Raw genomic sequence first — 19,405 nt, 5'->3', positions numbered from 1 at the left:
CAAGATCCAGAGTTGGTTCTCAAACGCTGTAGTAGTCGCAGATTGTGATGCGGGTAAAGTTTTCCGTAATCGCCGACTGGAGTCGGCGACGGCACAGCCCCTGCATGATGGTGCGGCCTGGTGAGTATTCGCGAATCACCGCTGGTCTGACTCCTCGGCCACGTGCGCAGCCGACTTCCGAGGGCAGCCCGTCGAAATTCGGAGGCCAAGGCGTGTGCCTTGCGGCGGCAGTGATGTGGGACTGCCGGGCGTCGCAGCGGGGACGGGTGCCTCGTGTCGTTTCTGACGGTCGACGAGTACGGCGAAGCTCCGAGCGACGAGAGTCTGCTCGCCGTCGTGCCCCAGGATCTGCCCGCGCCGACCGGGAACCGCACGACGGCGCAGGCGCCGGTCTGTGCGGTCAGTGCCCCATGGAGATGCCGCCGTCGACCGGTATCACGGCGCCGGTGATGTAGGAGGCTTCCTCGCTGGCGAGGAAAGCGATGGCCGAGGCGATCTCCTCCGCATTGCCGATCCGGCCCAGCGGAACATCATCGATGATCTTCTGGACGCGCTCTTCGGGCAACGCCGCAGCCATGGCGGTGTTGGTCAGACCCGGGGCCACGATGTTCACCGTGATCCCGCGCGAGCCGATCTCCCGAGCGAGCGAGCGGCCGAAACCAATCAGGCCCGCCTTCGAAGCCGCGTAGTTGGTCTGCCCGGCCTCGCCCCTGAGGGCGACAGCCGACGATACCAGAATGATCCGGCCGCCGCGCTTAGCCTTCAGCATGCTGCGGGTGGCCCGCTTGGCCAGCCGGTAGGACGCCGTGAGATTCGTGTCAAGGACGGCGGCAAAGTCCTCTTCGGGCATGCGCAGCAGGAGGTTGTCGCGGGTAATGCCGGCGTTGGCTACCAGGACCTCGACCGGGCCTTGGTCGACCTCGGCCTCCTTGAAGGCGCTCTCGACCTGTTCTGGGTCCGTGACGTCGCAGTACAGGGGCAGCGCACCGTCGTGGACGAGATCGAATGAGGCGCTCTCGGTGCGGTGGGTGAAAGCGACGCGGTCGCCGCGGCCGATGAAGGCACGAACCGTAGCGTGCCCGATGCCACGGTTTCCGCCGGTGATCAAAACAGAGCGAGGCATAAAAATCCCTTACACGAGTCAGCTGGTTTAGTCCGCCGTCGCGGAGGTGGCCTCGCTGCGGCGGTTGCAGTGACAGTAGGGCGTAGCTGTGTGGTTCAAAGGGGCGCAAAGGTTGTGCTTATCCTGGGGATGGAAACTGACACTTTCCATTGCCTGGCGATGGCGCTTTGCGTCCCGAATGCTGGATTAGCTGGACGACGTCAACTCCCTTGCCTGCAAGCCGTGATGCATCCAATCGACGGCAAGGGGTGGAGGTGGCGACCATGCGGGAATGTGACCTGGGTCTCAATGGTCGTTGTTATGTGAACGTTATTGAAGGAGTGGTATGGGGAGCCTGATCACCACGCGCATTCTGAAGCAAGCGCGGGCGCGTCGTAACGCATCGGACATCCCAGGCTTTGAGGCAGCTTTCGGGACGCGCGGGGCCCCAGGAATCACGCAGAGCCAGGCGGCCCAGCTCGCCGGCGTCAGCCGCTACTGGTACGGCAGTTTGGAGGCCGGGCGCCCCGGCAACTACAGCGACGCCTTCCTTCACGCGGTGCGGCGCGTCCTCGCTCTGAGTGACGAAGAGTGGGACATCGTGTACCGCGTCACCCGCGGCCGGGCACCCGAAAAGGCGCCTGTCAGCCACCTCAGCGCTTTGCTCCCCGAGACGTTTCGTGCCTTCGTCGAGGAGAGCCGTACGTGGGCTGTCTACCTCAACGACAAGCGCTGGGACGTGCTGGCCTACAACGCGAAGACCTTGGAGTACTTCCCGTGGATGCAGTATGGCCTCAACGTCATGGAATGGGCCCTTACCTGGCCTGAAGCACGCAGACAGCTCGTCAACTGGGAGGAGGAGTGGGCGATGCCCATGATGGCCCAGTTGCGCGTGCACGCTGACGAGTGGCGCACCGACGAGCGTATGCAGGCAGTGACCGCGACCGTCCGGGCAGACCCAGTCGCCCGCAAGCTCTGGGATTCACCTGATCTGCCCGCGATGACCCACCCGTCGTCGGAACGGCCGCGCCGTCTCTACCTGGCGGGGCAGGGAGGGCAGGAGTTCGCGGTTCGGTTCATGGCGGGGGCTCCTCTGGAACTTCCCTCGTACCGCGTCATGGTTGTCATGCCCGCAGTGCCTGTATCGAGCGACTGAACGCCCCTTCAGTAGTTGAGTTTTCTTGATTGATTCGCTTGCGGGAGCCGGGGTGTAGTAGTCCATGAATACCTTAGGCTGTGCAACTCGCCATGCAGGGATCGAATCTGACGTCTAGCTAACGTTTCGCTGGCGTGGCCCTGATTGAAAGTCACGCCTGCTGCCGGGAAGTGACGGATGGTCAGGATGTTCGGGGGGTATGCCGGTTGGCTTCGCCGCGGGGAGTATCGATCCTTGTCTCGAACTCCCGGCGTTTTCGAATTTTTCAGCGTCGTCGCCGTCCAAGCTGCTTGCCTCAGAAGCCTTATGTGAATGCGGAGCACAGCCACGCGGCTCGAAGTCCGTCTTCTCCGGCATTTCTCGGCGCCCGGCGAGCGGGTTCGCCGCTTCGTTCACGGGTCCTCCGGGCAAGTCGGTGATCTCCGTGTTACGGAGGTAAGACCCGCGCGGTGTCCGTCCGGGCCCCGTTCCCCCGCGTGCGTGAGGGGACAGGCGGTCTCGTTGAGGACGGCGGTGATCCACTCGGGACCATCCCCGCCTGCGTGGGGAGCAGTCCTCGGCCGTGAAGGTGATGCGGCGGCCGTCGGGACCATCCCCGCGTGCGTGGGGAGCAGGCCGAGCTGCCGATCGCGGGCGCCTCGTACTCGGGACCATCCCCGCGTGCGTGGGGAGCAGTCCACCACATCCGGCTGCACACCTCCCGTGCTGGGACCATCCCCGCGTGCGTGAGGAGCAGAGGTCGACGGACTCCCACGCGCTGCCCGCCGCGGGACCATCCCCGCGTGCGTGGGGAGCAGGACCGGATGCCCGACCACAGGCCCTCGACGACGGGGCCATCCCCGCGTGCGTGGGGAGCAGGGCCCCCTGATCGCCACGACGTAATACGAGACGGGGCCATCCCCGCGTGCGTGGGGAGCAGTCCACCACATCCGGCTGCACACCTCCCGTGCTGGGACCATCCCCGCGTGCGTGGGGAGCAGTTGTCCGGCGGCGAGGCCATCATGCGGCCGGAGGGACCATCCCCGCGTGCGTGGGGAGCAGACGGTGCCGCTCGACGACGGCATCATCCACGAGGGACCATCCCAGCGTGCGTGGGGAGCAGGCGCGCGTCTCGTACACGGTGACCCTGCCGAAGGGACCATCCCCGCGTGCGTGGGGAGCAGGCTTCCTGCTCCTCGCCCCACCGCTCGGCGACGGGACCATCCCCGCGTGCGTGGGGAGCAGTGGAGTCGCTTTTCGGCGAAGCGGGCGCTGGTGGGACCATCCCCGCGTGCGTGGGGAGCAGGGGTGGGCCGTCAAGGTCGACGGCTCCGCGGAGGGACCATCCCCGCGTGCGTGGGGAGCAGGCGAGGGGGCCGCCGTTCTCGTCGTGCAGAGCGGGACCATCCCCGCGTGCGTGGGGAGCAGCTGAAAGGAGGGCCGTCGTTGACAGGCTCGAGGGGACCATCCCCGCGTGCGTGGGGAGCAGAGGTCCCCGTCCGGGTCGTAGATCCCCACCCGGGGACCATCCCCGCGTGCGTGGGGAGCAGAACTGGCCCGAAGATTCGACGTAGATGAGGGTGGGACCATCCCCGCGTGCGTGGGGAGCAGTACTGGCGGTGACGTCGGATGAAGGCCTGGACGGGACCATCCCCGCGTGCGTGGGGAGCAGGTCGGTCTGTGGGCGGCGACGCAGCGGCCGGCGGGACCATCCCCGCGTGCGTGGGGAGCAGTCCGAGCGCCGCATCATGGCGCGCGTCCCGAAGGGACCATCCCCGCGTGCGTGGGGAGCAGGGCCCGTAGACCGTCATCCCCTCCATGTAGGCGGGACCATCCCCGCGTGCGTGGGGAGCAGCTCGACCATCTCGGCAACGGCGACCTCGGAGAGGGGACCATCCCCGCGTGCGTGGGGAGCAGACTGCGCGACCTGCGAGTTCGTGGCGGGAGTGCTTGGTTTTCGTAGGGTTTCATCGAAACCGTCAAACCTGACATAACGGAAATCTGGAAGGATCTGATGCTGGTTGGCAATAGAGGCTGCGGCCTGCTTACTACATGCCTCGTGGTTCGGGCTTGAGTTTGCTGAGACAGTGGGTAATTTTCTGCAGAGGCCTGCGCGGTCGTGGGGTTTGCCTGTAGTCATCGGGCCATGACAGTTGATGGGGACGGCTGTTCAGGGGTGGGTGGCCGGCTGGTGGGTGCGGTGCGGACGGTGTGGGCCAAGCATGACCGTGACACTGACGGGTGGCTGCCGTTGTGGCGGCATATGGACGACAGTGCCGCTGTGGCGGGGCTGCTGTGGGACAACTGGTTGCCGGATAGTCTGCGCGCTTTGATCGCCGATTCCGTGTCGGGGAGCGAGGCGGATGCGCGTTGCCTGGTGGTTTGGCTCGCGGGGATTCACGACATCGGGAAGGCGACGCCGGCCTTTGCCTGTCAGGTCGATGGCCTTGCTGACCGGATGCGGGCGGAGGGTCTGGAGATGCGGACGGTGCGGGCGTTCGGGCCGGACCGCAGGATGGCGCCACACGGGTTGGCCGGTCAGTTGCTGCTCGGCGAGTGGCTCGAGTCGCAGGGCTGGACGGGGCGGCAGTGGGGGCAGTTCACGGTTGTAGTGGGCGGCCATCATGGGGTGCCGCCGGACCATGGTCAGATCAAGGCGCTTGATGATCGGTCCTACCTGCTGCGCACGCCGGGGCCGAGTCGTGCCGTGTGGCGGCGGGTGCAGGGTGAGTTGCTAGATGCGTGTGCTGATGCGTTCGGTGTGCGCAGGCGGTTGGAGACGTGGCGGACTGCGAGGCTGTCGCAGCCGGTGCAGGTGCTGCTCACCGCGGTGGTGATCATTGCGGACTGGATCGCCAGTAACCCGGAGCTGTTCCCGTACTTCCCGCAGGAGTCGCCGCGCAGCGGGGAGGAGCGTGTCGCTGCGGCGTGGCGAGGGCTGCGGCTTCCGGCGCCGTGGCGGCCTGTAGTTCCGAGCGGGGGTGTGGAGGAGCTTTTCGCCTCGCGTTTTGCTCTGCCGGTGGGGGCGAAGGCGCGGCCGGTGCAGGAGGCGGCGGTCCGGCTTGCGCGGGAGATGCCTGTGCCGGGGCTGTTGCTGGTGGAGGCTCCGATGGGTGAGGGCAAGACGGAGGCCGCTCTTGCTGTTGCTGAGATCTTCGCGGCGCGCGCGGGTGCGGGAGGGGTGTTCTTCGCGCTGCCGACGATGGCGACCGGCAATGCGATGTTCCCTCGTCTTCTGGACTGGCTGGAGAGGCTGCCTGCCGAGGACGGCGTACGTGTCTCGGTGCTGCTGGCGCACTCCAAGGCCGCGCTGAACGAGGAGTACGCGGATCTGATCCGTGCAAGCCGTCAGCCGATCACGGCTGTTGATGTGGACTCCGTGATCGAGGAATGGCGGCCTTCGCAGGCGACCCGAGCTGCTGCGGCGGAACTTGTGGCGCATGAGTGGCTTCGGGGCCGTAAGAAGGCCATGCTGTCGTCGTTCGTGGCGGGAACCGTGGACCAGTTGCTGTTCGCGGGGCTCAAGTCGCGGCATCTGGTGCTGCGCCATCTCGCGGTGGCCGGCAAGGTCATCGTGATCGACGAGGCACACGCCTACGACACCTATATGAGCGTGTACTTGGACCGGGTGCTGTCGTGGCTGGGTGAGTACCGGGTGCCGGTCGTGGTGTTGTCGGCGACGCTGCCCGCTGCCAGGCGTCGGGAACTTGCCGAGGCCTATGCGGGGGCTGGTGAAGGAGACCCGGCCTTCGAGCGGGTGGGGCGGACGGCGGCGTATCCGTTGCTGACGGCGGTGGCGCCCGGGTGTGATCCGGTGATCGAGGAGCCTGCGGTCTCTGGGCGCGGTGGGGACATCCAGGTAGAGCGGCTCGATGACGATCTGGGTGCTCTGACCGATCGACTGGCTGGGGAACTTGACGGCGGTGGCTGTGTCCTGGTGGTCCGCAATACGGTCAGGCGAGTTCTGGAGGCGGCCCGGGTTTTGCGTGAGCGGTTCGGTGACGAGCACGTGACGGTGGCGCACTCGTGTTTCGTCGATGTCGACCGGGCTGCCAAGGACGCCGATCTCCTGCGGCGTTTCGGCCCGCCGGGGAAGGCTGGTGGGCGGCCCGGGATGCACATCGTGGTGGCCAGTCAGGTCGCCGAGCAGTCCCTCGACGTCGATTTCGATCTGCTGGTCACGGATCTGTGCCCGGTGGACCTTCTGCTGCAGCGAGTGGGGCGCCTTCACCGGCATCAGCACAGCGAGCGTCCGGAGCGTCTGCGTATGGCGCGCTGCCTGGTGACCGGTGTCGACTGGAACCCCGAGGTGCCCACGCCGGTACGGGGATCGGTCGCGGTCTACGGGGCCCACCTGCTGCTCCGGTCTGCCGCGGTCCTGCTGCCCTGTCTGGACGTGCAGGACAGGCCCCTCCGGCTTCCGCAGGACATCAGTCCACTGGTGCAAAGCGCCTACGCAGATGCGGCAGTGGGGCCCGCCGGGTGGGCTGAAGCCATGGCGAAGGCGCACGAGGCCCACGAAAGACATCGCGCGGACCAGGCGAGACGGGCGGACACGTTCCTCCTGGCTCCGGCAGGGCGTCCCGGGCGGCCGTTGATCGGCTGGGTCGCCGCGGGCGCCGGGGATGCGGACGACAGCCGGGCCGGGCGCGCCCAGGTACGTGACAGCAGGGAGACCCTGGAAGTCGTCGTCGTCCAGCGCCGGGGGGACGGCTCCCTGGCCACGCTGCCGTGGCTCGCGGACGGCAAAGGGGGCCTGGAGCTGCCCCTGGACCGAGTGCCGTCGCCGAAGGCGGCGCGGGCCGCGGCCTCTTGTGGCCTGCGGCTGCCGATCCAGTTCTGCGCCGCGGAGGTAATGGACAAGGCGATCGCGGAGCTGGAGGAACTCTACGTTCCTGCATGGCAGGCGAAAGACAGTCACTGGCTCGCCGGCCAGCTGGTTCTCGCACTCGATGCCGATTGTCAGACCCTCCTGGCAGGGTTTCAGCTCCGCTACAGCGAACGTGACGGTCTTGAGGTGACCCGTGCCTGAACCAAGCGATGACACTGATGCGTTGGCGTTCGACCTCACCAGCCGGCCCTGGATTGGGGTCCTGCGGCGCGATGGCCGTCAGGATGAACTGTCCCTGCGTGCCGTGTTCGAGCAGGCGCATGAGTTACGACGAATCGTGGGGGATCTGCCGTCGCAGGAGTTCGCGCTGTTGCGGCTGCTGCTCGCGGTGGCGCACGACGCCCTTGACGGGCCGCAGGATATTGAGCAGTGGGCCGATCTGTGGGCTGACGATGCGTGCTTCGATGCGGTCGGCCCGTATCTGGACCGGCATCGTGACCGGTTCGACCTGCTGCACCCGCAGGCGCCGTTCTACCAGGTGGCCGGTCTTCGCACGGCGAAGGACGAGGTTTCTTCTCTCAACCGGATCGTCGCTGATGTCCCCAACGGTGACCCCTTCTTCAGCTCGCGTCTGCCGGGCGTGAGCCGGCTCGGTTTTGCCGAGGCGGCCCGCTGGGTCGTTCACGCTCACGCCTATGACACCTCGGGTATCAAGTCTGGCGCGGTGGGCGATGACCGTGCCAAGGGCGGCAAGGTGTATCCCCTCGGTGTCGGGTGGGCCGGGGCGCTCGGCGGGGTGTTCGCGGAAGGTGACAGCCTGCGGGAGACCCTGCTGCTGAATCTGGTGGCCGCCGACACTGACGGTCTGAGGTTTGGCCGTGAGGATCGGCCGGCCTGGCGGCGTGAACCGTGCACGGCCGCGGCGGCTGGGGGGCGGCGTCCGGCGGGGCTGCGGGATCTGTACACGTGGCAGTCACGCCGGGTGCGGCTGCATGTCGATGCCGAACAGGTCACCGGAGTCGTTCTCGGCTACGGTGACCCGCTTGCCGCCTACAACATGCACACGCACGAGCCGATGTCCGTGTGGCGGCGCAGCCCGGCGCAGGAGAAGAAGCAGGGCAAGCCGCTGATCTATCTGCCCCGTGAGCATGACCCCGCACGGTCGGCGTGGCGCGGCCTGGCCTCGCTGATCGTCGACCGTGTCCAGAGTGGCCGGGGAGCTGATGCTGCCCCGTTTTTGCGGCCGGGTGTCCTGGAGTGGATCGCCCGTCTGGTCACCGAAGGAGGGCTGCCTCGCGGCTTTCTGATCCGCGCTCGCGTGGTCGGATCTGTCTATGGCACCCAGCAGTCGGTGATCGATGAGATCGTCGATGACCACGTCGCCATGGGCGTCGTGCTGTTGCACCGAAGTGATCGGGAGCATGCTCAGCAGGCCATCGACGCGGTCGCCGAAGCAGAGGCAGCCGTTATCGCTCTGGGTGATCTGGCCACGGATCTGGCCCGGTCGGCCGGCGCGGACGGTGACGGTCCGCGGGCTGCGGCGCGGGAAGCCGGCTTCGCAGCCCTGGATGGCCCTTATCGCGCCTGGCTGACGGCTCTGTCGGGTGCGGACGATCCCTATGCGCGGCGTGCGGTGTGGCAGCGGGATGTGTATCGGCGGCTGATCACGCTCGGCGACAGGCTTCAGGCGTCCGCGGGGGATCCCGCGTGGCAGGGCCGCGTTGTGCCCTCCAGGACCGGGTCGGTGTGGCTCAACTCGGCGCTCGCCGACCGGTGGTTCCGCTCCCGCCTCAGCAAGGCCCTGAGCCACCCCTTCGCCCAGGACAGGCCGCCCGCAGACGCGGGTCCGGACTGCGATCCCGACTCCTCTTCGAGGGTGCCCGCATGACTACCACAACCGGCATTTCCACGGCCCGGGACCGGGCCGCAACGGTCGCCGGCAGCCTCATCACCGGGCTGCAGAACGGCTACCTCGCCGACCGGCCGCACGCCGTGGCTGTCCTGGCCCGGCTGCGGCGTGGCGCCGGCAAGGAATTTGCCCAGGTCCCCGACCTGTGGGGCCTGCTCGACACCGGGGCCCTGCACGATGCGTCCGCAGATGCCGGCCGTCTAGTGGACGAGGCGGAGCTGACACGCGCCGAGGACGCCGTCCATGTGGCGACCACCCTGTGGGCACTGCACCAGCAGTCCAAGTCCACGGGTATGCACCAGAGAGGCCATCGGGACAAGCCCCGGGGGCTCGGGGCCGCCGTGCGCCGTCTGATGCCGCCGGACGACATCGCCGAACCCGTCCTCAAACGCTTCGTCCGCGCAGGCAATGCACCAGACCTGCCGGCGCTCTCCGCACGCTTGCGGGACATCGTCATCCTGCTGCGGGGCGCGGACATCGAACTCGACTACGCCCTGCTGGCCCAAGAGCTGTGCCAATGGCAGGAGCCGGGCGGCCGCGACTCCGTACGCCGGTCATGGGGACGGTCCTTCCACGCCTACCGAGCCCCTGCTTCAGGGGCGGCCCCACGCCAGACTCCCTCTCCCGACGGCACCATCGACACCCTCAAGGACCCTTCGTGAAGCGGATCTTCCTCGACGTGCACGCGCTGCAGACCGTGCCGCCCAGCAACCTCAACCGCGACGACACCGGGGCGCCGAAGTCCGCGGTCTACGGAGGGGTGCCCCGGGCCCGTGTCTCCAGCCAGGCATGGAAGCGCGCCACTCGCACCTACTTCACCGACGAGCACCTTCTGGATCCCAGTGAACTGGGCGTGCGGACCAAGAAGGTCGCCGAAGTCCTCGCTGAGCGCATCACCGGCCTGGACCCCGCCATCGAGGAAGGTCTGGCGCTGTCGCTGGCCGCGGAGGTGATCGAGGCCGCGACAGGCTCCAAGATCGAGGTGCCCAAGCGCAAGGCAGGCTCGGCCAAGGACGGCGAGACGCAGGCGCCGCCACAGTCGAAGTACCTGATGTTCCTCAGCGCCCGGCAGCTCGACGGCCTGGCCCGATTCGCCGTCGACGGCGCGGCCGACATCAAAGCCCATCTGAAGGACAACAAGGCGAAGGCCAAGGCGATCGCCGACACCCGCCATTCCGTCGACATCGCTCTGTTCGGCCGTATGGTCGCCGACTCCGCGGACATCAACGTGGACGCCGCCGTCCAGGTCGCCCACGCCATCAGCGTGCACCGGGTGGACAACGAGTCCGACTACTACACCGCCGTAGATGACAGGAACACGGACGCCGAACCCGGCGCCGGGATGATCGGCACTGTCGACTTCAACTCCGCCACGCTCTACCGCTACGCCACCGTCGCCGTCCACCAACTCCGCGACAACCTCGGCCAGGGCCTGCGCGAGGACGAGCCCATCACTGACCCTGTGCGCCGCGCCGTGGAAGCATTCGTCCACGGCTTCGCCGCCTCCCTGCCCACCGGCAAGATCAACACGTTCGGGCACCACACCCTCCCCGACGCGATCATCGTCAAGCTCCGCACCACCCGCCCCATCAGCTTCGTCGCAGCCTTCGAAGAACCGGTAGCCAGTGAACGGGGAGGCGGGCATGTGCGGCAGGCCGCCGGGCGGCTGGCCGAATACATCCCCGACATCGAACGGGCCTACGGAGACGACACCTCGACCCGCACCTGGGTCCTGCGCGTCGGCCCCAACACCGAAAAACTCACCGGGCTCGGCGAAGAGGCAGCCAACCTGACCGCACTCCTGGCCTCCGTCGGCGCCGCTGTCGAGGGCCACATGGAGAAGCCCGCATGAGGAGCGTGCTCACCCTGCGGCTCGCAGGCCCCCTGCAATCCTGGGGGGCGTCCGCCCGCTTCACCCGCCGCACCACCGAAGCGGCCCCCACCAAAAGCGGCGTCATCGGCGTCCTGGCCGCCGCCCAGGGCATTCAGCGCGGCGACGACACCGCACTGGCCCGCCTCGGCGCGCTGCGCTTCGGTGTCCGCATCGACCAGCCCGGCACCCGCCTGCGGGACTTCCAGACCGCCCATCACGCCGACACCGGCAAGTCGATGCCGCTCTCCGAACGCTTCTACCTCGCCGACGCCGTCTTCGTCGCCGCGGTCGAAGGAGACGGCACCCTGCTGCGCGAACTCCACGACGCGCTGCGTAACCCGGTCTACCCCCCCTACCTCGGCCGGCGGTCGTGCCCGCCTTCCCTCCCTCTGGAACTGGGCCTCCACGAGGGCGGCGAACTCGAGCAGGTCCTCCGCGAGGAGCCCTGGCAGGCCGCCCGCTGGTATCGCAAGGAGCAAAGACGCCAGGCCAGTGTCCCCGTGTCGATCCTGCGCGAAGCCCGCCCCGGCGAACAGCATGCGGACGTCCTGCGCGACCAGCCCCTCAGCTTCGCGGCAGAGCACCGGCACCACGCCCTGCGCGGCGTCGTGCGCACCGCCGTGGACGTTCCCCACTCCCAGGCCGCCACCCCGGCACGGCCTGTGCCTGCGCACGACCCGTTCGCCGCTCTTCAGGAGGAGAGCAACTGATGCATCTCACCCGGTTCCGCGTAAACACCGCACGCCCTGGCGCCCGCCGCCTGCTCTCCTCGCCGCAGATACTCCACGCAGCCGTGATGTCCTCCTTCCCCGGCCTGCTTCCCACAGCCCAAGGGGAAAGCGGCGCCCCACGCGTGCTGTGGCGCCTTGACCACCAAGCGCGGGCCGAAGTCTTCCTGTACATCGTCAGCCCCGCCCAGCCTGACCTCACCCACCTCGTCGAACAGGCCGGATGGCCGGCAGCAGCAGCCGACCCGCAGACACCCGGCTGGCAGACCCGGCCCTACGCCCCGCTCCTGGACCGTCTCACCGAGGGCGGCACCTGGGCCTTCAGGCTCACCGCGAATCCCGTCCACCACATCCGCCGAAAAGAAGGCGAGCCCACGAAACGGACCGCCCACCTCACCCCCGTCCACCAGAAGAAATGGCTCCTCGAACGCCAGGAACGAGCCGGATTCCGCATCATCGAAAAACCTGACACCAGCCGGCTCCTGCCCGGCGGCATCACCCACCAGGGGCACGAACACCACGGCGACCGCTACGAACTGACCGTCCGCGACCAGCACCCCCTGTCCTTCACCAAATCCGGCGGCCCCACCCAGTCCCCTCGCGGCCCCGTGAGCCTGGTGACCGTCACCTTCGACGGGCGCCTCCAGGTCACCGACCCCCAGGCACTGCGCCGCACCCTCACCCAGGGACTCGGCAAAGCCAAGGCCTACGGCTGCGGGCTGATGACGCTCGCCCCGCCCGCCCCCGACACCAAAGGGTGAGCAGGTGACGACAGCCGGCAAGCGCCCCGCGCTCACGCCACGGCACCTCACACGAACCAGCGACCGCGTCTCCTTCATCTACCTGGAACGCTGCACCATCCACCGCGACGCCAACGCGATCACGGCTGAGGACGCCGAAGGCACCACCCACATCCCCTCCGCCACTATCGGAACCCTCCTCCTGGGGCCCGGCACCCGCATCACCCACCAGGCCATGAGCGTCCTGGGCGAGACCGGCGCGGCCGTGGCCTGGGTCGGCGAACACAGCGTGCGCTACTACGCATCCGGACGGGCCCTGACCCGTTCCGCAGCCCTCGCAGAAGCCCAGGCCGAACAGTGGGCCAACGTCCGCAACCGCCTCGCCGTCGCCCGCGCCATGTACCAGCTGCGCTTCCCCGGCGAAGACCCTGCCGGCCTCACCCGCCACCAACTCCTCGGGCGAGAGGGACGACGAGTCAAAGACTGCTACCGCATCGAGGCGGCACGCACCGGTTTCCCCTGGCGCGGCCGCGAGTTCACCCCAGGTGACTTCTCCAGCGGCGACGCCGCAAACCAGGCCATCACCGCCGCTGCCCAGTGCATGTACGGCATCGCTCACGCTGTCGTCACTTCACTCGGATGCAGTCCCGCGCTCGGCTTCATCCACTCAGGACATGAACTGTCCTTCGTCCTGGACATCGCCGACCTCTACAAGACCGAGATCGGAATCCCGCTGGCCTTCGACGTCGCAGTGGAAGGAGACGAAGACGTCGGTCCACGCACCCGACGTGCCCTGCGCGATCGCATCAACGAGCTCTCCCTGCTGGACCGCTGCGTCGCCGACATCCAACAGCTCCTCAAACCGAACGCAGGCAGCCCTGGCGAGGCCAGCAGCACGGCCGACGCCGTCACCTTGCAGAGCGACGGCGGGCGCACGGTGCCTTCCGGCCGCAACTACGACGAAGGTTCGGTGAGCTGGTGACCGTCATCGTCCTCACCAACTGCCCAGCCGGACTCCGAGGATTCCTGACCCGATGGCTTCTGGAGATCTCCGCAGGTGTCTTCATCGGTAACCCCTCGGCGAAAGTACGCGACGTCCTCTGGGACGAGGTACAGCAGTACGCACACCAAGGACGAGCCCTGCTCGCCCACACCACGAACAACGAACAGGGCTACACATTCCGCACCCACGACCACAGTTGGCACCCCGTCGACCACGAAGGCCTCACCTTGATCCGCCGCCCAAGCAGCGGAACGCCCCCCGCAACTAGTGCCCCCGGAAGCGGCTGGAGCAAGGCCTCCAAACGCCGCCGATTCGGCAGGAGCTAATCCCGAGGAATGCTAGATATGGCCGCTTTGGGCGATTCAGTGAAACTGCTCAAAAATGGGCGGTGCTCACGCTAAACGTGCAGGTCACTCAGTCTGCTCCCCGCACGCGCGGGGATGGTCCCCTCGTCATCGGTGGCTCGGACGTTGTCGTGCTCTGCTCCCCGCACGCGCGGGGATGGTCCCGTTCGAGAACCTCCACGACATCGACGACCACCCTGCTCCCCGCACGCGCGGGGATGGTCCCGACAAGATGTTCACGTCCTGGTACGGGTTCAACTGCTCCCCGCACGCGCGGGGATGGTCCCACGCATGTCCGAACACGGACACCACAGACCGCCTGCTCCCCGCACGCGCGGGGATGGTCCCCCGGCGCTGGGGATCCGGATCCGGGTGCAGGCCTGCTCCCCGCACGCGCGGGGATGGTCCCGGGGCGATCGCGGCGCGCTGGTCGGGGCGCAACTGCTCCCCGCACGCGCGGGGATGGTCCCGACGGCAGGGTGCGCCACCCCGTCTTCGGTAACTGCTCCCCGCACGCGCGGGGATGGTCCCGGGGAGATGGCGCGGGCGTAGGCGCGCATGAACTGCTCCCCGCACGCGCGGGGATGGTCCCGAAGTTCTGCGAGCGGATGTCGCTTCTCACCACTGCTCCCCGCACGCGCGGGGATGGTCCCGGGTCCAGTCGCTCGCCGCACACGGACTGATCCTGCTCCCCGCACGCGCGGGGATGGTCCCCAGGCCAACGAGGTCTACGGGGGCGATGAGGCCTGCTCCCCGCACGCGCGGGGATGGTCCCGTCACCCTTCGGGTAACGAAGTTACCCTCTGTCTGCTCCCCGCACGCGCGGGGATGGTCCCCCGCCAGGACACCCGCGAACAACGTGGAACAACTGCTCCCCGCACGCGCGGGGATGGTCCTGAGCCACAACGACACCACCGGACCCGGCGGAACTGCTCCCCGCACGCGCGGGGATGGTCCCGGCAAGGCGGCTGGCGATGCTTGACCACGACCCTGCTCCCCGCACGCGCGGGGATGGTCCCGAAATCCTCGCCGTCCTCCTGGCCGCCGGATACTGCTCCCCGCACGCGCGGGGATGGTCCCTCCGGGTGCGGGCCCGAGATCCCCGACAGCGACTGCTCCCCGCACGCGCGGGGATGGTCCCGATCCCGAGGCTGTGGGCGGGGCGGTCGCCCGCTGCTCCCCGCACGCGCGGGGATGGTCCCGTCTCCCAGGCCACCGTCCGCCGCGTGTCGACCTGCTCCCCGCACGCGCGGGGATGGTCCCGCTGGTGGCCAACTCCCCGGTGGGGAACCAGACTGCTCCCCGCACGCGCGGGGATGGTCCCTACGTGACGTTCGGCGGCGTGACCGTCGGCCTCTGCTCCCCGCACGCGCGGGGATGGTCCCACGGCCATCTTGGCCTGCCAGAGCTGTCGGAAGACTGCCGTAGTCCACCAGCACTGGGGGCCGGATCTGCCCAAGGGCGACGACCACGATGCCTTTGCCACGGCCCTCAGGGAGAAGGCATCCAAGCCTCGGCTCCTCCTCCTGGTGCATCCTCGGCGGTCAGCACAGACTCTTGATCCAACCGCCCCACAGGAAGTCCGCGACCTTTAGCGAAGGCACCAGATGCCAGGAAGCCGGCGCGCTGCGGGCCGCAGCGGCGATGTACCGAGCGGCTGTCGAAGAGCTCTGTAAAGATCGCGGTGCCACCGGTCGGAATCTCAAGGACAAGATTGCCGACCTGTCCAGCAGAGGTGTACCCGCTGACGTCGTCCGTGACCTCGATGAGGCCCGGACCCTAGGCAACTGGAGTCTTCACGACGGGTTGGCCTTCTCCTACGAGGAGGTAGACGATGTGGCTTCGCTGATTCAGGAAGCCGTATTCGTCGTCTACGTCCAACCCGAACAGCGTGCCGCCTTCCGTGCAACGCGTCAGCAACGTCGCGATCAGGCACGCACTGGAGCATAAAGCTGACAGCCACGAGACCTCGGATTCCGGGAAGCGCGGGGTCTCGTGGTGCGGTGCGGGGGAGCGGCGGGCGGCTGTTTCAGTAGTGGTGCCGCACCAGCGGCTCGGCATACTGCGGCAACGACCTTCCCGGCAGGTGGCACGATCAGTGGCATGGACGCCTCCCGGAACCCCGAGTACCTCCGCAAGACCGCTGAAGCCGTGACTGAGTTCAAAGCGGCCTTCAAGGCATTCATGGAGCTCCATACAGAGACGAAGGACGCAGGTTTCGGGCGGGGGCTCCTGCCTGCCGCAGTCGCCCGGGAGGGTGTGTTGCCCGAAGTGCTCCAGGCTGCTGCAGACCGGGTGGCGCGCGCAGCTGGCCGTGCGTCGGCGGCCCCCGGCCTGACCCGGATGTACGTAGGTGTCGTCGGCTTCCCCGAGCCCGTGGATCCGATCGCGGCCTGGAAGACTGTCATCACCCCGAAGCCGTTGCTCGAACCGAGCGACGTGCTGGACTCCGCAGAGCAGATCTTGGGCCGCCTAGAGGCGCTGACGGACAAGGCGGAGGCTGAACTCCCTCCGACCACCGGAGTGGAGGCGATGCACCCGACGATCTGGGGAGCCGCCCGAAAGCTCTGGCTCGACGGCCACTTCCGCCTCGCCATCCAAAGCGCCGCCGAAACCCTCACCTCTCAGCTAAAGACCCGCACAGGGCTGGCCAACATGGACGCCACCAACCTCTACGAGAAGGTCTTCAACGCCAAGAGTCCGATGCTGACCTGGCCTGGAGACCCGAACGACCGCACAGTCAGCTCCATGCAGAACGGTCTGTCCAAGTACGCGCCAGGACTCAACATGACCGTCCGTAACACTGCCACCCACGTGGCCTCCGACGAAATGACAGCCCAGCAGGCACTGGAACGCCTTGCAGCCCTAAGCCTCCTCGCGCACTGGATCGACGAGTGCGAAGGACCGTGACACCGATCGGGGCCAGCGAGTATCTGACTGCAGCGCCCGCTGGCCCTCCATCCGTTTCTACGCCCACTGCATGCCCAATGCGGCGAGGGCGGCGAGCTGTTCCGCGGTGAGCTTGTCGCGCCTCGACTTGGTGTTCGAGAGCCACACCCCCAGCTTCACCGACACCGGCTCCGCCTCGCCGTCGACCGTGATCTCCACGACCGTGCTGCGCGGGACGGGCCGCTGCCCTTCCTGCTCCACCCACTGCGCCAGGGCGGCCAGCTCCCGCTGGAACGCCGCCTCCGCCTTGCTCCCGGCCTTCTTCGGGCCCTTGGCCGCGTCGGCCGGCGCCGCAGGGAGCTCCGCCGGGGTGGTGGCCGTCAGGGGGAGGGTGGCGCCGCGGATGCCCAGTGCGGTCAGCCGCTCGCGCTGCTCGGGCAGGAGCTGCGCCCAGGTGCCCGGTTCCTGCTGCCGCCACCTCCAGGTGCCGATGTCGTCGCCGTCGTAGACGACGCCCGGCGCGATGTAGGGCAGGACGCCGTCGGCGTCGACCAGGTCGGCGAGCACCCGGTAGTGGCGCTGCCAGTTCAGCGGCCACGGGCAGTCCCAGTCCGGGTCGATCTCCGTCAGCTGCGCCGCGCGCACGGCGGCCCGCTGCGGGTCCTTGCCCAGGCCGCCCTTCCGGCGCAGGTTGGCCATGTGCTGACCGACCGGGACCATCGCCTCGCCTTCGCCCCACACCGCGTCCTGACGCGGCGCGAGGTGCCCGGTCGCCCGCCGGTAGGACCGCAGGGCGGCGAGCTTGCTCTCCCACGCCTCCTCGCCGGGCTCCCAGACCATCCCGGCCTCGGGTGCGTCCAGCAGCGTCTTGCGCCGTTCCTCCAGCTCCCCGGCCCGCAGCGCCTTTCTCTGCTGATGCACCCAGCGGCCAAGCGGAAACGACTTCGTGACCCCCACTTCGACCTCGACGTCGTAGGGCACGGCGTGCACGCCGGTGATCTCGTTCTCCGCCCGCCAGCGGATCAGGGCCTGGAGTCCTTCCAGCCACACCAGGGACTCCGGCCGGTAGACCCGGGTGCGCAGGAACGCCGCGATCGTCGCGGCGTCGCGTGGGCTGGAGAAGTGGAGCAGGGCGGTTTCGGCGGCGGCCTGGGTGTCGTCGTCCTCCTGGTCCTCGCCGTCGCCCTCGCCGCCGGCCCCGACGATCTGCCCGTCCTCGTCACGCCGGACGTGGACCTTGCGCTTGCCGCTCGTGAGCGCGCGGGAAGCGAGCTGCTCAACAAGTCGATCATCATGAGAGCGCAGGCCCTGGAGGACCGCTACAAGAGGGCGGAAACTGGCGCTGGCGACCATGTCGGTCGGGTCCTCGTTCGGCTCCAGGAACACCGGCACGATGATCCTGGCGACCTTGGTGGAGCCGTCCTTGTTGAGGCGGAGCGCCCGGCCGATGTTCTGCACGATCTCCACCTGCGAGCCGCGGGTGTCCGCGAAGCAGATCGAGTCGACTCCCCGCTCGCCGGTGATGTCCACGCCCTCACCGAGCACGCGAACGCTGGCGAGGAACGCCCGGTGCACCCGGCGCCCGGCCGCGTCGATGCCGTTGGCGAACTGCCGCAGGACCTCGCGCCGCTCGGACACGAGGTGGTCGCCGCACAGCCACGCCGACCACACCCGGTCCGGCGGGACGTGGCGGCCGGCCTCCAGCTCGTAGAACTCCGCGTCGATGGATGACGCGGGGAGCTTGTCGGCGGCGACCAGATCGGCGTCGGAGGCGTCGTTCAGGTACAGCGCGGCAGCCGTCTCGGGCAGCTTGTCCGCGAACGCGCGGGCCTCTTCGACCTTCTGGTGGAACGTCATGACCGTACGCAGGTTGTACGCGGCGGCGTGCTCCAGGAGCGCGGTCTGCAGCAGGGCCAGGCGCCGGCCCCGCTGCGCCTCCTCCGACTCCCCGAGGACGGGGGAGGGGTCACGGATCTCCAGGACGTCGATCTCGAATCCGGCGAGGATTTCGCGCTCGATGGCCTCGCTCAGACCGAGCTCTGCAAGCCACGCGCCGTAGGTTCCCTCCGGGTCGTCCGACATGGTCGCGATGTCGTCCGACATGGTCGCGATCTCCGCCTCCTGGCCGTCCGCGCCCTTCTGCGGGCGGGCCGCGGCGAGGATGCGCGGAGTCGCGGTCAGGTAGAGCCGGAAGTCCGCCGGGATCCGCTGACAGTCGTGGATCGCTGCCCACGGACGACTAAGATCACCGGCGGTCCCATGTGCCTCATCCACGATGGCGAGGTCGAACCGGGCCATCTGCTGGCCGTAGAGGCGCTCTCCGCCCGCCAGAGCGGCCTCCAGCGGCCCACGAACCTTCCGCTGGCCCACGGGGGCGTCGATGTCCTTGCGGTCCACGAGAGAGGCGTACGTGGCGAACACGATGACCGGCCCGTGCCCGGCCCACAGGGCGAGCTGGATCGGGTTGGTGGTGGTGCGTGTGAGTGGGCGTGTTGGTGGCAGGGGTTGTGCGTCAGCGGTGTTCGGTTGTTGATTGCCTGGTCATGTGCTGCGGGCGTGTGCTGGCCTGCTGTCATGAGGTGACCAGATGGCTGCCGTTGAGTAGCTGGGGCGGGGCGGGTTCGCTGTCGTGGGGGTGGCTGTTTATATCGGGGGTTTTCATGGGCCGGTGTTGTCGGCATACCGGGACGGAGATCTTTCCAGGCGCTCGGGGGTGAAGCCGAGGGCGGCAGAAGGCGCACAAGCCTGTACTGCTTCAGGTAGTAGTGCGGACGCGGGGAGCGGCTGCGCCGCGCGGGGGTACGGAGGGGCGTCATCGGATGAGGCCGGGGCGGCGGGTGTGCCGGGCCAG

Annotated in this window: 13 protein-coding genes and 2 CRISPR repeat arrays; of the genes, 11 read left to right on the top strand and 2 right to left on the bottom strand. The window is 68.3% G+C overall.

Annotated elements, in window-relative coordinates:
• Positions 1 to 400: 400 nt before the first annotated feature.
• Entirely contained in the window at positions 401 to 1,123 is a 723-nt protein-coding gene (gene fabG / locus ACIP79_RS02315) for a 3-oxoacyl-ACP reductase FabG (protein ID WP_401218134.1), read from the bottom strand.
• Between the two features lie 325 nt (positions 1,124 to 1,448).
• Here fabG and ACIP79_RS02310 point away from each other — a divergent pair, with 325 nt between their 5' ends.
• From ACIP79_RS02310 to ACIP79_RS02260, 11 genes are all read left to right on the top strand, one after another.
• Positions 1,449 to 2,258, top strand: a complete 810-nt coding sequence (locus tag ACIP79_RS02310) for a helix-turn-helix domain-containing protein (RefSeq protein WP_401218131.1) — start codon at positions 1,449 to 1,451, stop codon at positions 2,256 to 2,258.
• Between the two features lie 524 nt (positions 2,259 to 2,782).
• Positions 2,783 to 4,154: direct repeats of the CRISPR family, unit length 29 nt; unit sequence GGGACCATCCCCGCGTGCGTGGGGAGCAG.
• Between the two features lie 229 nt (positions 4,155 to 4,383).
• Positions 4,384 to 7,269: a CRISPR-associated helicase Cas3' gene (cas3, locus tag ACIP79_RS02305; RefSeq protein WP_401218129.1), complete on the top strand. Its 2,886-nt coding sequence runs from the start codon at positions 4,384 to 4,386 to the stop codon at positions 7,267 to 7,269.
• Between the two features lie 22 nt (positions 7,270 to 7,291).
• Positions 7,292 to 8,956, top strand: coding sequence for a type I-E CRISPR-associated protein Cse1/CasA (casA, locus tag ACIP79_RS02300; protein ID WP_401218126.1), 1,665 nt, complete (start codon positions 7,292 to 7,294; stop codon positions 8,954 to 8,956).
• The gene (casB, locus tag ACIP79_RS02295) at positions 8,953 to 9,639 is read left to right on the top strand and encodes a type I-E CRISPR-associated protein Cse2/CasB (protein ID WP_401218123.1); all 687 of its coding nucleotides are present in this window, start codon (positions 8,953 to 8,955) and stop codon (positions 9,637 to 9,639) included. Before casA ends, casB begins: the two co-directional genes overlap by 4 nt.
• Positions 9,636 to 10,829, top strand: coding sequence for a type I-E CRISPR-associated protein Cas7/Cse4/CasC (gene cas7e / locus ACIP79_RS02290; RefSeq protein WP_401218120.1), 1,194 nt, complete (start codon positions 9,636 to 9,638; stop codon positions 10,827 to 10,829). Before casB ends, cas7e begins: the two co-directional genes overlap by 4 nt.
• The gene (cas5e, locus tag ACIP79_RS02285) at positions 10,826 to 11,560 is read left to right on the top strand and encodes a type I-E CRISPR-associated protein Cas5/CasD (protein WP_401218118.1); all 735 of its coding nucleotides are present in this window, start codon (positions 10,826 to 10,828) and stop codon (positions 11,558 to 11,560) included. The genes cas7e and cas5e overlap by 4 nt, the downstream gene beginning before the upstream one ends.
• Positions 11,560 to 12,339, top strand: a complete 780-nt coding sequence (gene cas6e / locus ACIP79_RS02280; RefSeq protein ID WP_401218115.1) for a type I-E CRISPR-associated protein Cas6/Cse3/CasE — start codon at positions 11,560 to 11,562, stop codon at positions 12,337 to 12,339. The genes cas5e and cas6e overlap by 1 nt, the downstream gene beginning before the upstream one ends.
• Positions 12,340 to 12,343: 4 nt before the next feature.
• Complete coding sequence (cas1e, locus tag ACIP79_RS02275) at positions 12,344 to 13,300, top strand: type I-E CRISPR-associated endonuclease Cas1e (protein WP_401218113.1); 957 nt, start codon at positions 12,344 to 12,346, stop codon at positions 13,298 to 13,300.
• The gene (gene cas2e / locus ACIP79_RS02270) at positions 13,297 to 13,647 is read left to right on the top strand and encodes a type I-E CRISPR-associated endoribonuclease Cas2e (protein WP_401218110.1); all 351 of its coding nucleotides are present in this window, start codon (positions 13,297 to 13,299) and stop codon (positions 13,645 to 13,647) included. Before cas1e ends, cas2e begins: the two co-directional genes overlap by 4 nt.
• A 93-nt stretch (positions 13,648 to 13,740) precedes the next feature.
• Positions 13,741 to 15,050: direct repeats of the CRISPR family, unit length 29 nt; unit sequence CTGCTCCCCGCACGCGCGGGGATGGTCCC.
• An 88-nt stretch (positions 15,051 to 15,138) separates the two neighbouring features.
• Positions 15,139 to 15,615 carry a DUF4145 domain-containing protein gene (locus tag ACIP79_RS02265; protein ID WP_401218108.1) on the top strand — a complete coding sequence of 159 codons (477 nt, stop codon included), beginning with the start codon at positions 15,139 to 15,141 and terminating at the stop codon, positions 15,613 to 15,615.
• Positions 15,616 to 15,768: 153 nt separating this feature from the next.
• Positions 15,769 to 16,575 (top strand): TIGR02391 family protein, encoded by an 807-nt coding sequence (locus ACIP79_RS02260; protein WP_401218105.1) that lies wholly within the window; start codon positions 15,769 to 15,771, stop codon positions 16,573 to 16,575.
• Positions 16,576 to 16,632: 57 nt separating this feature from the next.
• On the opposite strand, the gene ACIP79_RS02255 is transcribed toward ACIP79_RS02260, so the two are convergent.
• On the bottom strand, positions 16,633 to 19,056 hold the full coding sequence (locus ACIP79_RS02255; protein ID WP_401219197.1) for a Helicase associated domain protein: 2,424 nt from the start codon (positions 19,054 to 19,056) through the stop codon (positions 16,633 to 16,635).
• Between the last annotated feature and the right edge of the window lie 349 nt (positions 19,057 to 19,405).

It is taken from the genome of Streptomyces sp. NPDC088747 (assembly GCF_044751025.1).
Taxonomy (GTDB): Bacteria; Actinomycetota; Actinomycetes; order Streptomycetales; family Streptomycetaceae; genus Streptomyces.
This window is presented reverse-complemented; position numbering and strand designations above follow the sequence as displayed.